19 protein-coding genes are annotated in these 20,449 nt (G+C 42.2%); 3 read left to right on the top strand and 16 right to left on the bottom strand.

Going from position 1 to position 20,449, the window contains the following annotated elements:
* Positions 1–8: 8 nt before the first annotated feature.
* The 4 genes from IX53_RS07940 to IX53_RS07925 are packed head-to-tail and all read right to left on the bottom strand — an operon-like array spanning position 9 to position 4,277.
* Entirely contained in the window at positions 9–1,235 is a 1,227-nt protein-coding gene (locus IX53_RS07940; RefSeq protein ID WP_047754889.1) for an ABC transporter substrate-binding protein, read from the bottom strand.
* A 20-nt stretch (positions 1,236–1,255) separates the two neighbouring features.
* Positions 1,256–2,071, bottom strand: coding sequence for a carbohydrate ABC transporter permease (locus tag IX53_RS07935; RefSeq protein WP_047754888.1), 816 nt, complete (start codon positions 2,069–2,071; stop codon positions 1,256–1,258).
* Positions 2,068–2,949, bottom strand: a complete 882-nt coding sequence (locus IX53_RS07930) for a carbohydrate ABC transporter permease (RefSeq protein WP_047754887.1) — start codon at positions 2,947–2,949, stop codon at positions 2,068–2,070. Before IX53_RS07930 ends, IX53_RS07935 begins: the two co-directional genes overlap by 4 nt.
* Positions 2,946–4,277 (bottom strand): ROK family transcriptional regulator, encoded by a 1,332-nt coding sequence (locus tag IX53_RS07925; protein WP_082128528.1) that lies wholly within the window; start codon positions 4,275–4,277, stop codon positions 2,946–2,948. Before IX53_RS07925 ends, IX53_RS07930 begins: the two co-directional genes overlap by 4 nt.
* A gap of 238 nt (positions 4,278–4,515) precedes the next feature.
* Here IX53_RS07925 and IX53_RS07920 point away from each other — a divergent pair, with 238 nt between their 5' ends.
* On the top strand, positions 4,516–5,037 hold the full coding sequence (locus tag IX53_RS07920) for a hypothetical protein (protein ID WP_179944392.1): 522 nt from the start codon (positions 4,516–4,518) through the stop codon (positions 5,035–5,037).
* An 89-nt stretch (positions 5,038–5,126) separates the two neighbouring features.
* On the opposite strand, the gene fsa is transcribed toward IX53_RS07920, so the two are convergent.
* The 4 genes from fsa to IX53_RS07900 all read right to left on the bottom strand — a co-directional run bounded on the left by fsa (position 5,127) and on the right by IX53_RS07900 (position 8,607).
* Positions 5,127–5,810 carry a fructose-6-phosphate aldolase gene (gene fsa / locus IX53_RS07915; RefSeq protein ID WP_047754884.1) on the bottom strand — a complete coding sequence of 228 codons (684 nt, stop codon included), beginning with the start codon at positions 5,808–5,810 and terminating at the stop codon, positions 5,127–5,129.
* Positions 5,811–6,008: 198 nt separating this feature from the next.
* Positions 6,009–6,824 carry a DMT family transporter gene (locus IX53_RS07910; protein ID WP_047754883.1) on the bottom strand — a complete coding sequence of 272 codons (816 nt, stop codon included), beginning with the start codon at positions 6,822–6,824 and terminating at the stop codon, positions 6,009–6,011.
* Between the two features lie 268 nt (positions 6,825–7,092).
* Entirely contained in the window at positions 7,093–7,716 is a 624-nt protein-coding gene (locus tag IX53_RS07905; RefSeq protein WP_047754882.1) for a cyclase family protein, read from the bottom strand.
* Between the two features lie 123 nt (positions 7,717–7,839).
* Positions 7,840–8,607 (bottom strand): histidinol-phosphatase HisJ family protein, encoded by a 768-nt coding sequence (locus tag IX53_RS07900; protein ID WP_047754881.1) that lies wholly within the window; start codon positions 8,605–8,607, stop codon positions 7,840–7,842.
* A 127-nt stretch (positions 8,608–8,734) separates the two neighbouring features.
* Here IX53_RS07900 and IX53_RS07895 point away from each other — a divergent pair, with 127 nt between their 5' ends.
* Both IX53_RS07895 and IX53_RS07890 read left to right on the top strand, forming a co-directional pair.
* Positions 8,735–9,610: a damage-control phosphatase ARMT1 family protein gene (locus IX53_RS07895; protein WP_047754880.1), complete on the top strand. Its 876-nt coding sequence runs from the start codon at positions 8,735–8,737 to the stop codon at positions 9,608–9,610.
* A gap of 25 nt (positions 9,611–9,635) precedes the next feature.
* On the top strand, positions 9,636–10,589 hold the full coding sequence (locus IX53_RS07890) for an SIR2 family protein (RefSeq protein ID WP_053001258.1): 954 nt from the start codon (positions 9,636–9,638) through the stop codon (positions 10,587–10,589).
* Between the two features lie 63 nt (positions 10,590–10,652).
* On the opposite strand, the gene IX53_RS07885 is transcribed toward IX53_RS07890, so the two are convergent.
* The 8 genes from IX53_RS07885 to IX53_RS07850 all read right to left on the bottom strand — a co-directional run bounded on the left by IX53_RS07885 (position 10,653) and on the right by IX53_RS07850 (position 20,336).
* Positions 10,653–11,594: a ComEC/Rec2 family competence protein gene (locus IX53_RS07885; RefSeq protein ID WP_053001257.1), complete on the bottom strand. Its 942-nt coding sequence runs from the start codon at positions 11,592–11,594 to the stop codon at positions 10,653–10,655.
* Between the two features lie 78 nt (positions 11,595–11,672).
* A complete protein-coding gene (locus IX53_RS07880; protein ID WP_047754879.1) occupies positions 11,673–14,384 on the bottom strand; it encodes a hypothetical protein in 2,712 nt (903 codons plus the stop codon).
* 13 nt (positions 14,385–14,397) lie between these two features.
* Positions 14,398–14,781 (bottom strand): PulJ/GspJ family protein, encoded by a 384-nt coding sequence (locus tag IX53_RS07875; RefSeq protein ID WP_047754878.1) that lies wholly within the window; start codon positions 14,779–14,781, stop codon positions 14,398–14,400.
* Positions 14,782–14,811: 30 nt separating this feature from the next.
* Positions 14,812–15,372: a type IV pilus modification PilV family protein gene (locus IX53_RS07870; protein WP_047754877.1), complete on the bottom strand. Its 561-nt coding sequence runs from the start codon at positions 15,370–15,372 to the stop codon at positions 14,812–14,814.
* A 480-nt stretch (positions 15,373–15,852) separates the two neighbouring features.
* Positions 15,853–16,938 (bottom strand): hypothetical protein, encoded by a 1,086-nt coding sequence (locus IX53_RS07865; protein ID WP_047754876.1) that lies wholly within the window; start codon positions 16,936–16,938, stop codon positions 15,853–15,855.
* Positions 16,939–17,099: 161 nt separating this feature from the next.
* Positions 17,100–18,410, bottom strand: coding sequence for a DNA recombination protein RmuC (locus IX53_RS07860; protein WP_245612706.1), 1,311 nt, complete (start codon positions 18,408–18,410; stop codon positions 17,100–17,102).
* Positions 18,411–18,463: 53 nt separating this feature from the next.
* Positions 18,464–19,531, bottom strand: a complete 1,068-nt coding sequence (locus tag IX53_RS07855) for a hypothetical protein (protein ID WP_047754874.1) — start codon at positions 19,529–19,531, stop codon at positions 18,464–18,466.
* A gap of 19 nt (positions 19,532–19,550) precedes the next feature.
* Entirely contained in the window at positions 19,551–20,336 is a 786-nt protein-coding gene (locus tag IX53_RS07850) for a class I SAM-dependent methyltransferase (RefSeq protein ID WP_047754873.1), read from the bottom strand.
* Positions 20,337–20,449: the final 113 nt, after the last annotated feature.

Here is a 20,449-nt window from a genome sequence, read left to right as displayed (position 1 = left end):
AACTCCCTTTATTCAGATATCTTGCTCTTTAACAACACTGCTAAGTCATTTAAAGCTTCTTCAGGACTTTTCATCCCGAATTTTGCTGCATCGATTTCTTTATTCACAACATCTGCAAGGGCACTCCAACCTTTAACGACAGGTGGTACGATAGCCCATTCAAGAGAATCAAAAATGGCTTTTTTGTTTCTCGGTGCGACATCACTCTTGAGGAACTCACTTATGAGATCAGGATCCTTGACTGCTGGCAATTCCCAACCTTTTTCAATTCTTATTTTTACGCTGTATTCATCAGTGGTAAGGAATTTTAACCATTTCCACACTGCTTCTTTGTGTGGAGTGCCCGCAGAAGCAACAACTGCATTCGCGAAATAATGAGTCGCCTTTGTGGACATTCCGGGTTCAACTTCTATATCCCATTCAAATGGTGCCTCTTCTCTAAATTTGTTGAACAACCATATTCCCGTATGGACCATTGCGAGCTTTCCCATGACAAAAAGATCCTCTGAACTCAGGCCGGCAGCTTCTTCTTCCGACGGCATGATTCCGTATTTTGGTTTGTCTATAAGCCATTTCAGTGCGTTTACTCCAGCGATATTATTTACTGTGACTTCATTTTCGCTGTTGAATATTGCTCCTCCATTCTGAGCGATAACTTTGTAATATTCCCAGAATTGTATTGGCTGATAGACTCCCCATATTCCCTTTTCTTTGTCCGTTAATTTCACAGCAGCATTGAATTCATCAATCCAGCTCCAATCAGGTGAAGGATACTCTACACCCTTTTCGTCGAAGAGTTCCTTGTTATAGAAAAGAACCACTGTGGAAAAGCTTTCAGGGAATCCGTACTGTTTACCTTGGTAAGAAAAAGCGTTATAAGCCTTTTCGGAAAACACTTCAGCTGCTTTGAACCGGTAGCTTTCGTTTAATCCGTCCAGGGGCATTAGAAGTCCATCTGCTGCATATTCCACAAAATTCTCGTAGTTGATCTCGAACGCATCAGGTGGAGTTCCTCCTGCAAACATCGTGGACAACTTCAAAAAATAGTCGCTCCATGGTACAAATATCAGATCCACCCGTATTCCTGGATTCTGCGCCTCGAAAGCCTTGGCGATTTCTTTCAAAGTTTCTTCATGATTTGGGACAGCTGAGAATGTCATGTAACTTATCTTTGTCGCCCCAAGAGCTACAACCAATAATGACATTACAAGCGCCAAAAGAAGAACTTTTCTCATACCTCACACCTCCTGTTTGATTAACCCTTTAATCCTGTTGCTGAAATGCCCTCAATAAACCACTTCTGAGCAACGATATAAACAATCAAAATGGGAATAATGCTTACAACAGTACCGGCACTGACTAAATTCCACTGTGTTGTCCATCTTCCTTGCAAGCTCGCTAACCCAAGTGGGATTGTCATCATTTCTTGAGTAGTAGTCACAATCAGTGGCCAGAGATAATCATTCCAGGAATCCATAAATGCAAAAATAGTCAATGTCGCTAATGCCCCTTTATTAAGTGGAAGAATAATCTTCAAAAAAATCGTGATGTGATTTGCGCCATCCATCGCTGCTGATTCATCATAATCTTTTGGAGTGGATAGAATAGACTGTCGAAGCAGAAAAACCCCAAAAGCACTAAAAACCTTGGGGAGAATTAAACCTTGATATGTGTTGATCCAACCAAAACTTCTAACTATAAGGTATAAGGGAATAGCTTTAACCTGAAAAGGAAACATCAACGTGGCTATATAGAACATAAACAGTAATTCTTTACATTTAAAGTCAAATCTCGCAAAAGCATAAGCCGCCATGGCTGCAACAACAACCTGGAGAAATACAGTTGAAAAGGTAACCAGAAAACTGTTAAACAGAAATCTCCCAAAGGGATATTTGTTAAAAATCGTTGTGTAGTTTGAAAAAGATACCTCATCTGGTAGAAATTCGGGAGGATATTTAAGCGTGGCATATCTGGTCTTTAGTGATGTAGATATTGTCCATACTAAAGGGAGTAATGTGGTTATTGCAAAAGCAAATAGCAAAACATACAGAACAATCTTTTTTGCTTTCATGAATAAAACACCCATTTCTTTTGATATCTGTTTTGTAGAAAAGATATGCCAAAGATTAACGCAAAAAGAATCCAGGACATTGCCGCAGCATATCCCATTTTTGAATAACTGAAAGCATTTCTATAGATTCGCTCAACAATAACGGAAGTAGCTCCCGCAGGTCCTCCGTTTGTCATTATCCATACCTGATCAAAAATCTGGAACGAATTGATAAGCGTGATCATCAAAGCAAAAAATAATGTTGGGGTAAGCAATGGTAAGGTGATTCTCCAGAACTGTTTCCAGGGTGTAGCTCCATCTATTACTGAGGCTTCGTATAAATGCTTTGGTATGTTGCTAAGACCCCCAAGAAGAATTACCATGATAAATCCAACATCTTTCCATACACTGGCAAAAACAATGGCGGTCATAGCCCACTTAGGATCAAAGAGCCATGCAGGACCCTGAATACCAAACCATGAGAGAATTTGATTTATAAAACCGTACTTCGGATTTAGCAAGCCTTTCCAAATAAGTGATACTGCGACCCATGAAGAAATAACCGGAATGAAGAAAGATACTTTAAAGAAATTTTGAAACTTAATCTTTTTATTAACCAACAAAGCTAAAATCATTCCGCCGATAATAACTAATGGAACATACATCAAAATATACTGGAATGTATGCCACACAGATAACCAAAACTCTTTGTCATGAAATAGATTTGCATAGTTACCCAGCCCTATCCACACGGCAGGAGTCCTTATGTTCCATTGCATAAAGCTCAGCACTAATGAATAGGTTATAGGAAGAATCTGGAAAAGAAACAGGAATATCAAGCTTGGAGTCAAAAAGAAGATAAGGTATTTTAAATCTCCTTTTCTTTTCACTGAGTTCACCGACTTTCATTGTGAGAAGTAGTGAGAAAAAGATTATCCATAAGTACAAAAATTACCCCAAGGTTCCATGCTACTTCTCCCAGGTCGTCAACATTAAACATAACCTTTTCCCCCAATTTCCCAAACGCATTTTTCCGGGCATATTGGATAGCTTTGTTGAGAAATTTTTCCTGAAATTCGAGGGCTTCGCCACCAATAAGCAGATAATCTGGAGCCAACATATTTATAATGTTCTTCAGAGCTATACCAACAAGCACAGCATACTCTTCAAAAACACGGTTAAACGCGTTTCTATCCCTTTTCAACGCTTCCCTTAAATACTCAATCTCAGAGCTCTCTGATTGATTAACTGATTTGTATAGCTCTTTAAGTTTTTTGCTTTCGGTAATAGAGCTTATTTTTTTTGCTAATGCCTCGAACGAAGCTTCGGCTTCAAGGCAGCCATTGCTTCCGCACGTACATTTTGCACCGTCTTTGACGACGGTCATATGGCCAATCTCCCCGACACCGCCCTTTGCATTGTGAATTTTCCCGTCTATAATCAGGGCACCACCGATCCCAACACCAAGCGTAATCACAACGGTGTTAGAGTGGTCTTTCGCTTTTCCCAACCACAAATGACTCATCGCGAATGAATCGACATCGTTCATCACAAGAACTTCACATTTAAATACTTCCTTCAATAGAGAAGCAATCGGCACATCTCTCCAACCTAACAAAAATGAATCCCGCACTATTCCTTCTTTCGAATCAACAACACCAGACACAGCAACACCTATGCCAAGTAATCTTGCATGTTTTTTTCGCCTGCACTTATCCCAACAATTTTTAATTACATTGACTATTACCTCAGGATCGGAACTTTCTGTTTCACATCTGGTGCTTTCAACAATCATGCTTGTAAAGTCTGTTATAACCAGTTCAACATATCCAACTCCGATTTTCACTCCAAGAAACTGGCCAAATTCGGGATTAAGAGAAAGCAATATAGGTTTTCTTCCACCTGAAGATTCAGCAGAACCTGCTTCAAGTACCATACCTTTGTTTATTAGTTCTGCTGTTATCTTGGTTACTGCTGCGGGACTGAGCCCGGTAAATTTTGCTATGGATGCCCTATCAATCTTTTTGTGTTCATAAATAGTCTTCAGTATCAATTTTTCGTTAATTTCCTTAATTAGATCCTTCGAACCTCTTCTCTTCACGTCATCACTTTCTTTCTTCAGTGAATTAACTATCTTCATTATAAATGTTGAAAGGCCCATAACAATACCCGGTGAAAAGGCATTATCAGGGATTAGAAGGGATGGATAACGAATATAGTCATTCATTCCTCAATTTTGTAGAGTTTTCAAAGGATTTCTAAGCTAACTCTAAGGGAGGTCTAAGTTTGTTCTAAGGAAGAGCCTCTATCATAGTGGTGAAGATCAACATTCCCCAACGGAGGTGGAAAACATGAAAAAGGGTATCATTGTAACGACATTAGTGGCAGTTCTCGTTCTCAGCGTCAGTATCTTCGCTTTCGGTCCACACTGGAACGACCAGGCAGCACCGGAGACGAGGGGCAACATGATGTACAGGGCCAACGAGGACTTCGAACCTCTCCATCAGGACTGCGACGACATCTATTCCAACGGTGAAGACACTACAATAGAAGGCACCATCATCGAAGTCGAATACATGCCCATGGAAATCGAAGTGGAGACGGCAGACGGTATCGTGGAAGTACACACGGGCCCCATCTGGATGTACTCTGGCATAGAGTTCGCAGAGGGACAGAGTGTCGTTATCGAGGGTAAGCTCGTGACGGTCGATGAAGAGAGCTTCGTGGTACCTTCGAAGATAACGATAGACGGAACGGAGATAGTGCTGAGGACAGACGAGGGCTTCCCTGCCTGGATGAGAGGCGGGATGATGAATCAGGCACAATCCCACGGCAGGAGCCATGGAGCGAGAGGCAATTTCCAGAATGCCCCCAGAGGCAGAGGGAACTACCAGAATGCACCAGAACAGGGTAACTTCAGGAACGCACCAGCACGTGGCAATTTCGGCAGCAGAGGCAGCTACGGACCTGGAAACTGTCAGAGATAAACCCCATACACCCCCCCAAATAAAAACGGGAGCGAAAGCTCCCGTTTTATTTGTGAAGGGGGTTTTCATTTATGCATTTCGAAGCCCTTTCATTTCTCTGGATCAATATCGTTATTTTCTCCTGTCAACTTTTTCCTGTACTCGTGCCAATCACTCATGAATCTCTCAATACCAATATTTGTGAGCGGATGCTTAAAAAGTGCTTCAAGTGTTTTGAATGGGGTAGTAACGATATGCGCACCAATGAGGGCGGCTTGCACAACATGCATCGGATGGCGCACACTCGCAACAATCACTTCTGTCTTAAACCCATAGTTATCTATAACCTTCATGATTTCCTGGACTATCTTCATCCCATCATTTGAAATATCATCCAGCCTGCCGACAAAAGGACTGATATAAGTTGCCCCTGCTTTCATGGCAAGAATGGCTTGTGAAGTGGAAAATACTAGGGTGACGTTGGTTTTTATTCCCTCATCACTCAAAGTTTTAACGGCTTTAACACCGTCAGGGGTCATGGGAATCTTAACAACTACGTGTTCACTCAGCTTCGAAAGCGCTCTTGCCTCAGAAACCATAGAATCATAATCGAGACCTGTAACCTCAGCAGAAACAGGGCCTTTCACAACTTCACAAATTCGTTTAATCCGTTCTTCAAAAACCGCTCCTTCCCTTGCGACGAGCGTGGGATTGGTTGTCACACCGTCGATGATTCCCCACTCAACAGCTTTCTTGATTTCGGCCAGATTAGCAGTATCCAGAAAAATCTTCATTGCTCCATCCCCCTCTTTATTTCACCTTAGCCAAATTCAATAGCAAAAAGACCACGATGAGCTCATTTGTTTTGGTTCAATACTTACTTATTTGTTTCCATTAATATTATAGTATCCTGAGGTGATAGAAGCGAAATCAATTACAATAGGTATATTCCAGTTATCAAGTTGATTAGAAATAAACGAACTGATTCTTACTCACAGCAGCAGCGAAATGAGCACAATAGTCATACCAATAAGCTTCATCAGTCCAAATCCTTCCGATAGGAACACGACAGCAAATATTGTTGAGACAATTGGTTTTAGATAGAAGATTCTACTTGCTGTTGCAGCACCGAGGATTTCCATTCCCTTGAAAAAGGTGAGATAGGCGACACTGGTGACCCCTATTCCAAGATAAAGGACGCTTAACCAGCCTGTCAGAGAAAACTCTGGAAAGACAAATCTATTTGTGGCGATCAGCAACAAAGCATATATAAGACTGGAAAAGAAAATGGAATAGGCGGTGCTCACAAGAGCTCCGTGCTTCACGAGGAACCTTTTCATGATTACAGAATATAGTGCAAAAGTAATGGATGCCGACACGCCAAAAAGTATACCCAAGATGGTATCCCCGGCTATTCTGCCATAGGCAAAGATGATTATTCCAATAAGCCCAAGCAAAATACCGAAAAACTTCCTTCTGGTTAATCTCTCTCGCGCTATGAAAGCAAAAAGCGACACAAACAGTGGATTGGTGGATACAAGGGTGGCAGCAGTTGAAGCATTTCCATATTTCACAGACAACTGTAACAGCGTCATGGAAACAATGGAGTTCAGAGAACCAAGAGCAGCAAGAAGCAGGATTTCTCTAAAAGCGAGCCTCTTTCTCACAAAGAGTAGAAGGAACAAACCTCCGAGGAAGAACCTCAAGAAAGTAAGAAAAAATGGGTCAATAGACCCCATAAGGGGTTTTGATACAACTTCCATGGAAGAAAAGAACAACAGCGTTATTGCGAGGAACAGATACGCCACGCGATCACCCTTCAGATTTTAGTCAATTTGGTTTAATTATACAGGCACAAGACTGCGATTGTCTAATTGAGTTCAACAAAATAGACGCTTGTCTTTTCTGATTTAATCATTATTTTGCAAACGATCTTGTAATCTGCACCATCTTGTCGTGGGAGTAGCAAAGGATATGGGATATACCTATCCCGTGAGACTGAACAGCAGGATATCAAAATACATCGTAGCGATCAAATACTAAATAGAAATGCTACGAAGAGGCCAAGTTTTAATCTTACTCCGCCACGCGAGCAATCACTCTGGCGATGGAAGAATCGGCTTTTATTCTGAGCGGAAGGGCTATCACTTCAAAGGCATCTACGCCAAGCAGTTTGTCGAGATTTGTAAGGTTTTCGGCAATGAGTACACCGCCTGCAAATAGTATTTTGTGAATTTCGAAGGGGTACCTGTCTGGGGAGGGTGAATCAAGCCCCAGTATTTTGATTCTTCTTTCTACGAGAAATTCTGCAAATTCCTTTGAAACAACAGGATTATTTAAGAAATATTCTTTTGTCCCGAAGCTTTTGTCGCGCCCGGTATGGAGAAGAAGGATGCTTCCCTCCCTTATAGTAGACTTATACTCTTCTTTAAGCTCTATCACCTCCTGGTTCCTAACATCCAGCACAACGCCTTCCCCGATCAGGGTTTCTAACGGGAAGTCCAGAATAAGCTTTTCACAATTTGTCATGTGCATAGGGCCATCGATATGCGTACCACTGTGCATACTTATTTCAAGCCTGTGGTTGTTGTAACCGTCTTTGTCAAGTTGTCTTGACCGCCGTAGAATCGTCTTGTCATCGCCGGGATATACAGCCATTCCATTTTCGATAATTCTCGTCAAATCTATGAATTTCGACATGTTCCCCCTCCTCAAGAGGTTTTGAAATCACTTCCATAGAAGAAAAGAACAACAGTGTTATACCAAGATAAAAATAAACCATGCTACCACCTTTGCATGATTAAATGCTTCTATTATAGAGCATCAAAAAGATAGCGGGAAGCTCTCCACCGGTACGGGTACGAAATTGCCCTCTTCGCAGTAGAAGAGTTCCTTCACATCCAGGGACTTTATGATTCTAAGAGCTTCAATGAAGCCCTTTCCGAGATCTTCTATTCTATGAGCATCTGAGCCAATAGTCAGATACTTTCCGCCAAAGGAAAGATATCTTTCGATAATCCAGCGCTGCGGATGTGCCTCTTTGAATTCCTTTCTCAATCCGGAAGTGTTTATTTCAAGCCCCAGATCCTTTCTTACCAAAAGTTTTAACAACTCGTCCAGTAGCGGAGAGGGCTCGAGAGGGACATAATCGGGGAGGTAACGCCTCAGGAAATCGAGATGCCCGAAAAATCCGGGAAAATCAAGAGTTTCCACAGCCGCAATTGATTCTTCTAAATAGGCTTTCCACAGTTTGCTTGGTTGGGTAACATCTGGAAAATTCGGGCCTTCGTGAATTGAGTAGATGAAATAATCAAAAGCCCCATTCAAAATGGAGTTGTCTGTATAGCTCTGAATACCGAGTTCTACGGCTTTGAGCACTTTGAGAGGATATTCCTTCGATACTCGTTCTATCTCTTCGAGGTAGAGCAACGGATCACCGAAGTTGTCCCCTTCTTCCAGTGTGGGGCCAAGTTCGTAGTGGTCGCTTATACCGAGTATTTCGACACCCTTTTCCGCAGCCGCTTTTACGACTTCTTCAATAGTTGGTTCAGCATCTGGTGAAAAGCGCGTGTGCACGTGAAGATCTATCATAATTCTCCTCCTGCTATCGGTTCATTTATAGTTATCATAACCTATTTTGTTTCATAGAGGAAATACTGCCATACAAACCTCTATTTCTTTCGATGCTAAAATTGAGAAAAAAGTAAGGAGGGATTTTGTGAGAAGCTCTATCGAATGCATTCCTTGTAATATCAATTCTCTGATACGCATTTTAAAGAAAGCAAACATCGATTCTAAGAAACAAGAAGAAGCCGTGAAAAGCTATATGAACAGGTTGTTGAAGCTTGAAACCTTTGAAATGACCCCTGTACACATGGGGAGAGAGATTAAAGACGTTATAATGAATTTCTTTGGTGAAGTGGACCTCTACCGCGAGATAAAAGACTCTGCTAACAAGCTACTGCTTTCTATGTATGACGAGCTGAAAACTGAGATCCTGAAATCACCTGATCCTATTGAAACAGCATTGAGATTCTCAGTTGCCGGAAACATCATAGATTTCGCGCCAGGACACCAGATAGACATTATGAAGACCCTAAAAGATTCCACTGAAACAGCTTTTGCAATAAACCATTTGGATAAGCTTATTGAAGAGTTGAGAAGAGCTAAGAGCGTTCTTTTGATAGGAGACAATTGCGGTGAAGCTGTTCTGGACAAGTTATTTCTCGAACTGATCGATGTACCTGTCAAATATTATGCTGTGAGAAGTGCTCCCGTGTTGAACGATGTTACCCTTCGGGAGGCAAAACTCATAGGTCTCGATAAAGTGGCGACAGTTGTTGAAAGCGGTTCCGATGCACCGGGTACACTGCTCGATAGGATCACTCCGCAGTTTAAAGAAATCCTGTACAGCTCCGAAGTTGTCATTTCCAAGGGCCAGGGAAATTTTGAAAGCCTGAGTGGACTCGATCGAGAACTATACTTTCTCCTCATGACGAAATGCGAAGTGGTCAGTGGGTATATTGGTGTCTCTAAAGGTAGTTTTATAGCTCTAAAGAGCGGGGAAACAAGGACTGAACAAAAAAGTCTATAATGGAAGAACCAGAAGGAGTGGGGAAATGGATTATAAAAAGTTTGAAAGAACACTGGATGATGTCGTCGAGACCCTGAAAAACGCCAGAATCTATGGAAAGAAAGCAGCCCTTTTGATTGGCACGGGTTGTTCGGCTCAGGCAGGTATTCCGACAGCTGAAAAGTTTGTGGATATTATCAGGAGAGATCGTCCCAAAGACTATAACAGAGCGCCAAAAAAGAACTATTCGGCCTGTATGAGTGAACTCGCTCCCGGAGAGCGTCGCGATTTGATAGCCAACTTCACTGAAGAAACAAAAATCAACTGGGCTCACATCATCATGGCACAGCTCATGAAATCAGGATATGTAGATAGAATCCTGACCACAAACTTCGATCCGCTATTGATAAAAGCCTGCGCTCTGCTGAATGAATTCCCTGCTGTCTACGACCTCACAGCCAGCAATAGTTTCAAACCAGATTACATCCCGGAGAAATCCGTGTTTTACCTCCACGGCCAGAGAACGGGCTTTGAACTTATAAACACTTCTGAAGAATTCACCGAGCATTCGAAAAGGATAAAACCAGTTATTCAGGACACTGGCCGGGGCAGAGTGTGGATCGTCGTGGGATACAGTGGCAGGAACGATCCTGTATTTGATATCCTCGCCAGTTTTCCAAAATTCGATTATAGACTTTATTGGGTGGGGTATAGAGACAAACCAGCAGAAGAGCACATTCAAGAAAAGCTTTTGCAGGAAGGGAAATATGCTTATTTTGTCAGGGGGTACGACGCCGATGGCTTCTTTGTAAGTCTCGCGAGAAAGCTTGGTTGCTTTCCGCCCGAATTCTTGAACAGACCTTTTTCCTTCTTGAAGACGCTATTTAACAACCTCGCACCCTGTGAATGCATTGATGATGACGAAGACATCGGTGTTGAAGATGTTCTGAATAAGATTAACGAGGCTATCGAGCTGTTTGAAAGCCGAAACGATGGGTGATTACATTTACGCAGAGGTGAAAATTCGCGCCTGTTCTCATGCCGGGGCATATAGTGCAACGATTTAGTGAACCCCCGCGGTTTCGCTTGGTGGAGCTGTTGCGGAGAAGGAGATTGAAGAAATTTCATGAATTACATTTTCGAGCTCCCCGGTGATAATGGTAATTGTTGCCCCGTCGCTGAGCATAACGATGTTTCCCAGCTCGTCAGTTCTGAGTAGTTTTATGTTCAATTCCTGTAGCTTTTCGATAGTTTCAACTGCCGGATGTCCAAAGCGATTACCTTTCCCAACACTTGCCACAGCCCATTCCGGTGAAATGGCTTTGAGGAACTCCATGGATGAAGAACTCTTGCTCCCGTGGTGCCCGAGTTTCAGGACTGTTACATCCAGATCGTACCCTTTCTGGAGCATTTCCCTCTCTGAAGTCACTTCGGCATCCCCGGGAAAGAGGAAGGCTATTTTGTCATAGCGAAGAAGCACCACCACACTGTAATCGTTGGCGTTGTCATACTCAAGGCTGTTTGGTGCAACGATCTGTAACGTCACTAAAGAACCAAAGGGGATATAATAACCACCCAGAGCCGGAGTAATTTGAAGGTCATTGTTAAGTATAGCTTCAACTACGTACCTGAAGGCTTTTGTATCTTTAGCATACAGCGGAATATAGATCCTGAAAAAACGTTTGAAGCTGTCAATTATTTCATCGAGGCTTCCGATGTGGTCGAGATCCGGGTGCGTTCCAATAAGAATATCGATATTCGAAATCCCAAGGGTCTTCAGATACTTCATCACTGTTTCGAATTCTTTGTTGAGCCCCGCATCTATTAGCATAGTGCTCCCCTCAGGAGAGATGACCAATGTACAATCACCCTGCCCAACATCTATAAAATGCACCTGTAACAAAGGTGTACCTTCAGAAGTGAGTGATGGAATGGTTTCAGTTGCAGATTCTGAGAGAACTATAACGGCTGTAAGAAGAAATATCCAAATGAGGAGGTTCCTCATTTTTCCATCTCCTTATCGGAAGCATCAAACATATCCACAGTCAATAGCGTCCCGGAAGATAACGGGATTAATAGGGAATCATTTCATTCCTATTCCCATTGCCTGTAAGAGATTCGACTCCGGCGTACCGAAAGGCATGTCTTCGTTTCCATACAGCCTTTCGTCATAATAATTCCTGCTCCTGAAGCCGTAGCTTTCACCATACCATCCAGAAGTGCCGGCTGCGCTGTTGTCTCTGGACACCATAGTTCCAAAAATATGTCTGTACCCCATGTTTACATTGTATTTGTAGTATTTTTCTATATTTATCTCTCCTCTATTTCCCTTTCCAAAAGCGAATATATTGGATGTTAGCTTAATGTTTTTTATCCTCATCCTGTCAGCGTAAGTAGCTGCATAGGGAAGGTAGATGTTTCCATTGGCAGCAACCAGATTCAGCATGTCATCCAGACTCACTGCGTACGCTGAGTCATTCGGGTCATAGTCGGGATCAAAGGCTTCTCCGGGTTGATCCACATAACTCATAAAAGTGCTATCTGAGAGCAAGTCGTGGTAAATTATGTCTCCATTTGTGGCAATGTTCCCGTTTTTGGATAGTATAGTGAATTTGCCTTCTATAACCGTCGCTTCCCTGCCAAGCGTTTTCCCTACTCCATACTTTATTCCCGAACCACCGATGCTTATGTTGTTGTCCACTATCATTAATCCTTTGTGAGTGAGCATTACTGGCGTCGCTGTAAAGGAAGGGTATATTAACTCATCCTCGGAATTTACCTTGTATGTGACCACAGAATCGAAGGATTGCTTATCGAACTCTTTAGGGTCTGTGATTACGTAATAATCCACGCTCGCATTATAAGTCGAGCCCTTTTTGCTACTGTACCCGGATAATATCTCCCAATCGCTCCAGTCACCGTAGACCCAATCACCCCACGTTTTAACTTTCACTGGTACGGTAACGGTAAAATTCTTTGAAGTATAATACGTTTTCGTCCTTTTAATCCACTTACCTTTTTTATACCGCCACTTCCACCATTTTAAGGTTACTTTCACGTTTTTAGTTGTTTCTATGTACTCAATTGCCTCTCTGGTTGCAGTTCTTGTTCTCTGCCTGAACTGCCCGGAACCACCTATGGTTATTTCCCTTGGCCAGGAAATTTTCAGGACAGAGTATTCTTTCAAAGGTGAAAGGTTCATGCTAGTTGCCAGAAGGGTCTCAACTTCACTTCCTGTAAGGACATCAGCACTTACACTCACGCTTGAAGCGAAATCTTTTACCGTGGTCGAACCTGTCTGCTGAAGCTGGGTGATAGTCTTTTTCTGGGAAGTAACCACAGTGGTATTTGGAAAATTGATAATAGCATCGTATTCAAGCCATTTCTGAACCTGAGCTTCTGTGAGGGGATTTGTATTTAAAGGTACCCCAATCTGCTTTTTCACAGATAAAATGTAGTTGTTTTTACTGTTCAGCCAAGTTCTAACTTCGGGCACAATTGATAGAAGAACATCATTAATATCGATGGTGCCTGTAATGTTCTCAATGGTTTCCGTTTCACTGATGCTGCTACCTGTGCCGAGGGATCTGGTGGTATCTTCGAATTTTATGCCGTTGCTGACGTAACTCTCCTGGAGCCCGCTCGTCGCATGATAGGAAGCGTCTAGTATGTCTTCGAGATGCGTTATGTTAGAAAAGTTCTGAGTATAATAGGTCTCCATTTCAGAAAACCTGGTTTCCAATCTTGCCATCATGTCCTGATCGACCTTCCGGACACCTCCCGGAAGGAACCAGGGAAGATATTTAGCGTTAAAGTCATCGGAATATCCATTGGGCAAGAAATCTTTGACCGACCCGTTCACATACAGGTAACTTCCTTTGGTGGTGATTGTATTGGCCTCAATAACGTTTTTGAACCCATCTACATATATCCATGTAGCATCCCCGGTGTTATAAACTACATAGTTCTTATTCCCGAGATTTGTTTCGTACTTTCCATCCCCGTCCTGATCTACCCTAATCTGTTTTCTTGGCTTTTCCAGCGCTGGATTCAATTGCAGGGAGAAGTCCCATGTTTCGTACCAAACTTCACCATTGAATACAGGACCGTAAGCGTTTATATTCGATTCATCAGGTGGTATCGTCATAACTGCCCTCAATCCACCGTTTCCCACTCCGGCTGATCCAAAAAATGTAGGTCCATACAAAACAGAACCGGGAAACCACATGGCCGTGGTGTTGCTTTTGAGTTCAAACCTGCTCCAGTTACTGAAATATTTTGAACCAACGAGCCCCCAGAGATATGTGGTTGCTTTTTTGGATTTCACTCTCACCACAGTCAGAAGGGTGCTGGGAAAATTTTTGTGTGGAATCATTACCAGTTTTACGTCCAAACCTTTCGCAAGTCTGGAAAAAAGGGCTTCGAGATTTGCTCCGGGTATGTAAAACACGCTGTCACTGAACTCGTTGAAAAGTTCCTTCCAACCTTGATTCTCCAAAGTGTCAGAACTAAAGGATTTCAAAAACTCTTTATAGAAAGCCGGTGTTGTCGCGGCTTTAGTGTACTCGGGATAATTGCTCAATACCAATGAACTGTTATCCATGAACTTCTTTTGAATATAAGAATAATTGGTGAAGAAGACATTGCCTGCATACAATTGCAGTTCAGCTTTATTTATTCTATTGAATAATAGTTCCATCTTTTGAGAAGTTGTGTTTAAAAGCGTAAGAGCCATTAATGAGATAAATACCATCAAAATGACGGAAAGGGGTAGAACCAGTCCACTTTTTCTCATATAAGTACCCCCTTCAATGCCATGAAACCAGCGGCTTTACGGCAAGATACACTTCATTGTTTTTTGCAATGGTGAGCTGCCAGAATTCCAGTACATCTGATAAGTAGTCAATTATCTCACTTGATATTCCTTCATCTTTCAACTGCTGAAAAAAATCTTCTTTTTTCTCGTAAAGTGTCAGGTCAGTATATTGTGAAGGATCTCCTGCGCTATCAAAAGCCCAGAGAGCCGTTATTCCTCTTTTTACGTCGTTAAAATACGTCATCTTTGAGTAGGCTTTGTTCAGCGCAGAATTGACGGATATGTAGATTTGAGAAACGAGGACAATCATTACTGTAACCACTAGCAAGGTGATCATCATTTCTATTAAACTAAACCCATTTTTTCTACTATCCATAGCTATCACTCCAAAAAAAGGGATGAAATATCAACGCATGTTTATAAGAAAAACTGACGATTCATGTACAAGCTTGGATTTGCCGCCCTGTTTAATAGTAATCCTGTAATTTACACTCCTTGCCCCAAGGGACGTGAATTCGATTTCTAGATCTTCCAATGGTGATGTGGCCATTATAATCTTCGCACCCGCTGGTTCAAGGGTTTTTACAGTTTCAGAGGAAAAATCTGATGCCTGGAAATTCTTTTCCCAGACCTTTATCTGCCCATCTTTGAAATACACTTGTTTAGTGATTTTTGTCTTAGTAAGTGGAATGAAAACCGAATACCGTAACCCCTTATATTTTTCTTCACCCTCAAGTCTCACTAGTTTAATGTATTTAATATCAGGTCCAGCTTTTAAAATCTCTGCTTGAAGAATATTGTTGGCAGAAAACAACCTGCCATAAATATCAACTCTGTTGAGGAACTTTAATGAGTTCCCCGTTGTTCTGGTATAGAGGGATATTATGGCTATAAAAGTTATGGAAAACACTAGTAAAGTTACAAGAATTTCTGTAAGCGTGAAACCTCTTTTCTCATGTCTACTCACAGTCATCATCCTACACTAAAATTAAATGCAAAAATATGCCATAATCATTGCATAAATAAATCCTCTAAAGTGTCATTATTACCTTCTTCAACACGTTTTCTAACAGCTATCTCGATCTTCTCGACATACCAACATAAGAGCACTCACGGGCTCGAAATCTCGTACTATGTCTAAATCTATAATATCTTACTTTTGATTCAGACATTAAATTTATAGTATTCGATCAAACACCACCTACGATCGGATTCGCTATTTATCGATTCCTTTTATATTTTTATTTTATCCAATTCAACATTCATTTACCAAACAAAATTAAAAAGTTTGGAATCTTTCTTGAAGTTTTTCAGCATATTTCTTCCTAAGAGGTCTATTATAGGTTTACTATATTAGAGCAGATCGAGTACTTCTTTCAGCACACAAATCTCTTTAAGAGCAGTCTATAACCGATCTTTTCGCGGCTCTTTCTCAATATTCTGGTGTCTACTGAACAGCTTCCAGTTCAGTAATGTTATAGCCAAGTCCATTGGGCATCTGCATTTTGAAGTATATCAGTCTCCCGGTAGCGATATCATATACGTAGTCCTGAACAAAATTATCTCCTGCTTGCTCGATGATCACTACCAATAATCCGCTACCAAGCGCACCCTTGAAAGTCACTGATGTCTTTATCCTCGTGATTTCATCATAGTCGAGGATGTGACCCTGTTGAAGCATATTTAGGGCGGTTATTGGCATCCACATAGGTCCATTAAGTTGTGCCGTTCCGCAGACATTGTATATTTCCGAAGGGAGGGACCCATACTGGGAGACAGTAAGTTTCAGCAAATCCCAGTTCTTGCCGGAGGATACCTTTGTAACCTGCACTTGAAGAGGTAGGGTGGTCGGGGGTGTTCCAGGAATATTAACAGAAACTGCACCACTATAACGTGTAGGTGGAGCTAGTCCAGCCTCTCTGGAAACGCCTTTCCACGGGAGATTAAGTTCTCTGCTTGATATCAGCTGAAGGTGGCTGGATTGGACGTTTCCGCCTGAGGGCACCTTCAGTTGAGAATAAAGAAGGATACCAGTTTCTTTTTCATAGGTGTATACATTCTTTCCGTTGTCTGTGGTATATTCGATCCTCACTGCCTGAACAGTTTTATCCCCTATTTGAAGTGGCATTTCAGCCGCAACAGAGTTGTCCGTCCGAAACCTGTCCAGATGGTTGAAAACAGCAGGGTTCATCCAGTAATCACTGAGTCCACATTTTTCTATCCCTCCAAATGCTATTGAAGGAAAGTACTGTCCATTCGATTTGAGATAGTAGGTCTGCAAAATCGCTACATTTCCCTCTTCAAGGGCAACAATGTCCACCTGAAGTATACCGGCACCGGATACAGAGTTTTCAGGCAAGCCGCCTCCGGGTTTGACAGTAGCAGTCAGCGCATAGAAGCTTATTCTCAAGCCTTCTTTCAGCCAGATTGGTGGACTGCTGGCAAGCTCTGGAAATAGAGGAATCCATGTGCTGTTCGAGAACAAAGAAAGGCCGATGAAGACAAGGAGTGCTAAAAACAGGAACTTCCTCATAATAATTCCCCCTCGAGTCAGTTAATTATATAACCCGAAGGGAAAAAGACAGTAGATTTGTGGAATCCTTCAAAAGGAATTCCCAAAAAACTTCTAAAACACGACTCCGTATCGGAATGAAAATAAAGAGACTCTTGAGTGTTGAGTTACGAAGAAACTTATTAGTCTTCATCACCCAGTTCGGGCGCATTCAAGGGACGTGGCTCGAGCTCGAGAGGTTGGATATTCGGTTCACTTTCTTCTATCCCAGATATTTCTTTAAAGCTACGTGCTTTCGGAAGGAGACGGCCTTCTAGCGAACCCACGGCAGTGTTGTACGCTTGTACGAGGGATTTCATCTTCTTCCCGACATTTTCCACTTCACCGAGAAATTTGCTGAGCCTCTTGTAGAGTTCCTTCCCTTCTTCAGCGATTCTCATAGCATTCTCTGTGAGCTGGAACTGCTGCCAGCCATAGGCCACTGATTTCAGCAGCGCAAGGAGTGTTATGGGGGTTGTTATGAGCACTTTCTTGTTTATGGCTTCTTCCAGAAGGGAGGGATCCATTTCAAAGGCTGTGCTTACAGCGGCTTCCATTGGTATGAACATTATCACGAAATCAGGAGATTGTTTGAACTGTTCCCAGTAGGCTCTAGCGCTGAGGCTTTTTATGGTATCTTTTACGCTTTTCACATGTTTCTTTAGCTTTTCGACTCTAAGGTTTTCGTCCTGAGTTTCCATTGCCTCAAGATAAGCATTGAGCGGAGTTTTTGCGTCTACAGGTATTTCTCCGCCTTTAGGCAGCTTTATAATCATGTCAGGTCTTCCCGATTCATTTGTTTGCTGCTCTTCAAAGTCTATATGTGCCGTCATGCCCGCGAGTTCCACAATACGACGTAACTGGTATTCCCCCCAGCGTCCCCGTGATGTCGAAGATTTCAGAGAGCTGTTAAGTTTTGTCAGCCCTGTTTGCAGCTCGTTATGGACTCTTGACAGTTCCTGAAGTTGTTTCTCCAGGCCACCATATGCTTTTTCGCGCTTATTCTCTATCTCAACGATATTCTTCTGGAGGGTATCTAGATTGTTTTTCAGCGGGTCAAGAAGCTTTTCCAGCTCGGTCTTCTGGTTTTCTATGAGGCCTTTCAGTTTATCGTTAGCCTGATTGAGAAAGTCTTCAGTGTTTTTTGCAGTCACGTCACTGGCGAGGGCTTTGAAGTTCTTTTCCAATTCGGCCTTTGCGGTTTCCAGCCAATTTAATTTTTCATCGAGGGATTTGAGCTGTTCTTCGAATCTCGCGTTTTCGATTTTCAGCTGTTCATTTTCGCTTCTGAGAACCTCTATATTGCCATTCAACTTTTCGTTTTCTTCACGTAAAAGCTCCAGTTTCGACTTCTCTGCGATGGTCTTTTTCAGTTCCCTGTAAAGTCTTGCAGCACTGATCGACAATATGAAAACAGTGACAAGTGAAATGAGAACAACAATCCAGCTCAGCACGACACACACCTTCCCTCTGAAACATCTCAATAGATTTTACCACTCGTGATGATTCACATCTTGCTCCTATAAAATTCCAGAGCCACTTCTTCCAGCGTCATTCTCTCCGGGGAAAAGTCAATAGCCTTGAGATATTCGTAGAAGTCCATGTCGTAATAGTAGAATGCTCTGTGTTCTTGAATGCTTCCATAAAATCTGTCGCGAAGAAGCTTAGCGAACCCCTCAACGAGGTTCTCTTCGCAAAAACCTCGCCAGGAATAGGAAGATTTGAGACCAGTGTCAGAGTTCCAGTATTCGTAGAAACCTGGATCTCTCTCCTTCAGCTCTTCTGCTAATTCTTTAAACTCTTTCGAGCCAGTAAAAGTCTGGAAAAACTCGTGAGTGTATTCATGCAAAGGAGTAAAAAATAGTTTTTCAATGGTGTCAACGTCCCTCTGGAGTGTGGATATCCTCAGCTCATCGAGTCTGAATCCATACGCGCCAACTTCTCTGAATGTATAGTAAAACAGACATTTGCTTTTTCCAAGTTCTATCCCGCTGTTTTCTGAAATGAACTCATACGGGTTTGGATAACTTTGCGCTTCTGCAGTCATTTCTTTGGCTATATCTTCGAATAGTGGCGCATTTTCTTCGAAGTAATCTTTGAAAAAATTCGTATAGTAATATGGGAGAAGTTCACCAAGAGCTTCTCTGACGCTTGCCGGCAGATTGTTAGCACCTACAATAGCGCCCTTATAAACCTTTACAAGATCTTCCACAGTACTGTCATCGGAAAGCATGGTGGCTATGTTCATAAGGCGCCACGGATGGACATTTTGAAAAATAATTTCAAGATATTCTCGCATTTTCTGATTCATTGCGTTGTAGGTATCGAGTAACCAGAGATAGTGAGCCCTGGAAGCTTCACTTACTCCGGTATAATAGCTTGCCCATTTTTCCGGTGCCTCTACATTGGCATAGTACATTTCTTCCAGTGTGCTTATTATCGAATATTTCAATACCGGCGGCCTGACTTCGACTTCAGCTATGAGGATCTTTTCCATCGGACTGGTTATGAAGAGCGCAACACAACCACTGAGTATCAACATAAGAACCAGAGAGAAAAATAAATATTGTTTCATCCCATCCTCCTAACCGGACTCAGTCCTCAGCAATCTTCCAATACGCCCTTTTCATGCCATCACCGGGTTCTTCAAATCTCTTCCATTGAAAGCCTTTAGATATCAGAAAGTTATGAATTTCGTCGTCTTTATCGCTGTTTCCAGGAAAGAGTACGATCTGTCCCCCGGGCTTTGTTACTCTGAGCATTTCCTTATATTCTTCTTCGGGTTCGTCTCCGAAAACATGACCGCCCATAGTGATGTCGAAGAAGGCGTCTTCAAAGGGAATGTCTGTAAGCACACCATCGCACACATACAGATTATTCACATCGAGTCTCATCGCTTTTTCTTTCAGGTATCGCCTGAGGTTGGCAACTGGTTCGATAGCATAAACCACCCTTGCTTCCTTTGCCGCTACAAAGGTCAATCTTCCAGTTCCTGCTCCTATATCGAGTACCCTCCTGTCAGAAAAATTGACTATCGAGGTTAGTTCAGAATCGTCCCATTTCAAAAAAACGAGCTCATCGTAACGCTCCGGTTTGAATACGTATACAATCCAATCGTTTATGGCTTCCATCACGGTGATTTCAGCTTCTCTCGCCTCTTGAGGAGATGGCTCTTTGTCTTGCGTTATTCTCTCGAAAAACTCCCTTTTCTCCGGAGCCAGGTTGCAGAAATACCATTTCACTACAGGGTTTGCCGCAAGAGCTGTCCCAAGCGCTTCTTTATAATTGCTCTCTTTTGCAATCCAGAGGACATGCTCTTTTTCAAGCATAAGCAGCCAGTTGAATGAGAGTGCTTTGACATCAAGCCAGCCAAGCCCCATTAAATTTCACCCCACTTTTTTATACCTTTTTTCATAATAGCAAAATTTGCCACTCTTCTAAAACATCCGAAATCGAGACAGGAAGGATTAGAATTATCATATCACAGAGAGAA

Origin of the sequence: Kosmotoga pacifica, from assembly GCF_001027025.1 — a bacterium.
GTDB classification, from domain to species: domain Bacteria; phylum Thermotogota; class Thermotogae; order Petrotogales; family Kosmotogaceae; genus Kosmotoga_B; species Kosmotoga_B pacifica.
This window is presented reverse-complemented; position numbering and strand designations above follow the sequence as displayed.

What these genes read in the sequence shown, in the direction of transcription:
- IX53_RS07940 (WP_047754889.1), bottom strand. Translation starts at nt 1,235, where the DNA reads ATGAGAAAAGTTCTTCTTTTGGCGCTTGTAATGTCATTATTGGTTGTA.
- IX53_RS07935 (WP_047754888.1), bottom strand. Translation starts at nt 2,071, where the DNA reads ATGAAAGCAAAAAAGATTGTTCTGTATGTTTTGCTATTTGCTTTTGCA.
- IX53_RS07925 (WP_082128528.1), bottom strand. Translation starts at nt 4,277, where the DNA reads ATGAATGACTATATTCGTTATCCATCCCTTCTAATCCCTGATAATGCC.
- IX53_RS07920 (WP_179944392.1), top strand. Translation starts at nt 4,516, where the DNA reads ATGATGTACAGGGCCAACGAGGACTTCGAACCTCTCCATCAGGACTGC.
- fsa (WP_047754884.1), bottom strand. Translation starts at nt 5,810, where the DNA reads ATGAAGATTTTTCTGGATACTGCTAATCTGGCCGAAATCAAGAAAGCT.
- IX53_RS07905 (WP_047754882.1), bottom strand. Translation starts at nt 7,716, where the DNA reads ATGTCGAAATTCATAGATTTGACGAGAATTATCGAAAATGGAATGGCT.
- IX53_RS07900 (WP_047754881.1), bottom strand. Translation starts at nt 8,607, where the DNA reads ATGATAGATCTTCACGTGCACACGCGCTTTTCACCAGATGCTGAACCA.
- IX53_RS07890 (WP_053001258.1), top strand. Translation starts at nt 9,636, where the DNA reads ATGGATTATAAAAAGTTTGAAAGAACACTGGATGATGTCGTCGAGACC.
- IX53_RS07885 (WP_053001257.1), bottom strand. Translation starts at nt 11,594, where the DNA reads ATGAGGAACCTCCTCATTTGGATATTTCTTCTTACAGCCGTTATAGTT.
- IX53_RS07880 (WP_047754879.1), bottom strand. Translation starts at nt 14,384, where the DNA reads ATGAGAAAAAGTGGACTGGTTCTACCCCTTTCCGTCATTTTGATGGTA.
- IX53_RS07875 (WP_047754878.1), bottom strand. Translation starts at nt 14,781, where the DNA reads ATGGATAGTAGAAAAAATGGGTTTAGTTTAATAGAAATGATGATCACC.
- IX53_RS07865 (WP_047754876.1), bottom strand. Translation starts at nt 16,938, where the DNA reads ATGAGGAAGTTCCTGTTTTTAGCACTCCTTGTCTTCATCGGCCTTTCT.
- IX53_RS07855 (WP_047754874.1), bottom strand. Translation starts at nt 19,531, where the DNA reads ATGAAACAATATTTATTTTTCTCTCTGGTTCTTATGTTGATACTCAGT.
- IX53_RS07850 (WP_047754873.1), bottom strand. Translation starts at nt 20,336, where the DNA reads ATGGGGCTTGGCTGGCTTGATGTCAAAGCACTCTCATTCAACTGGCTG.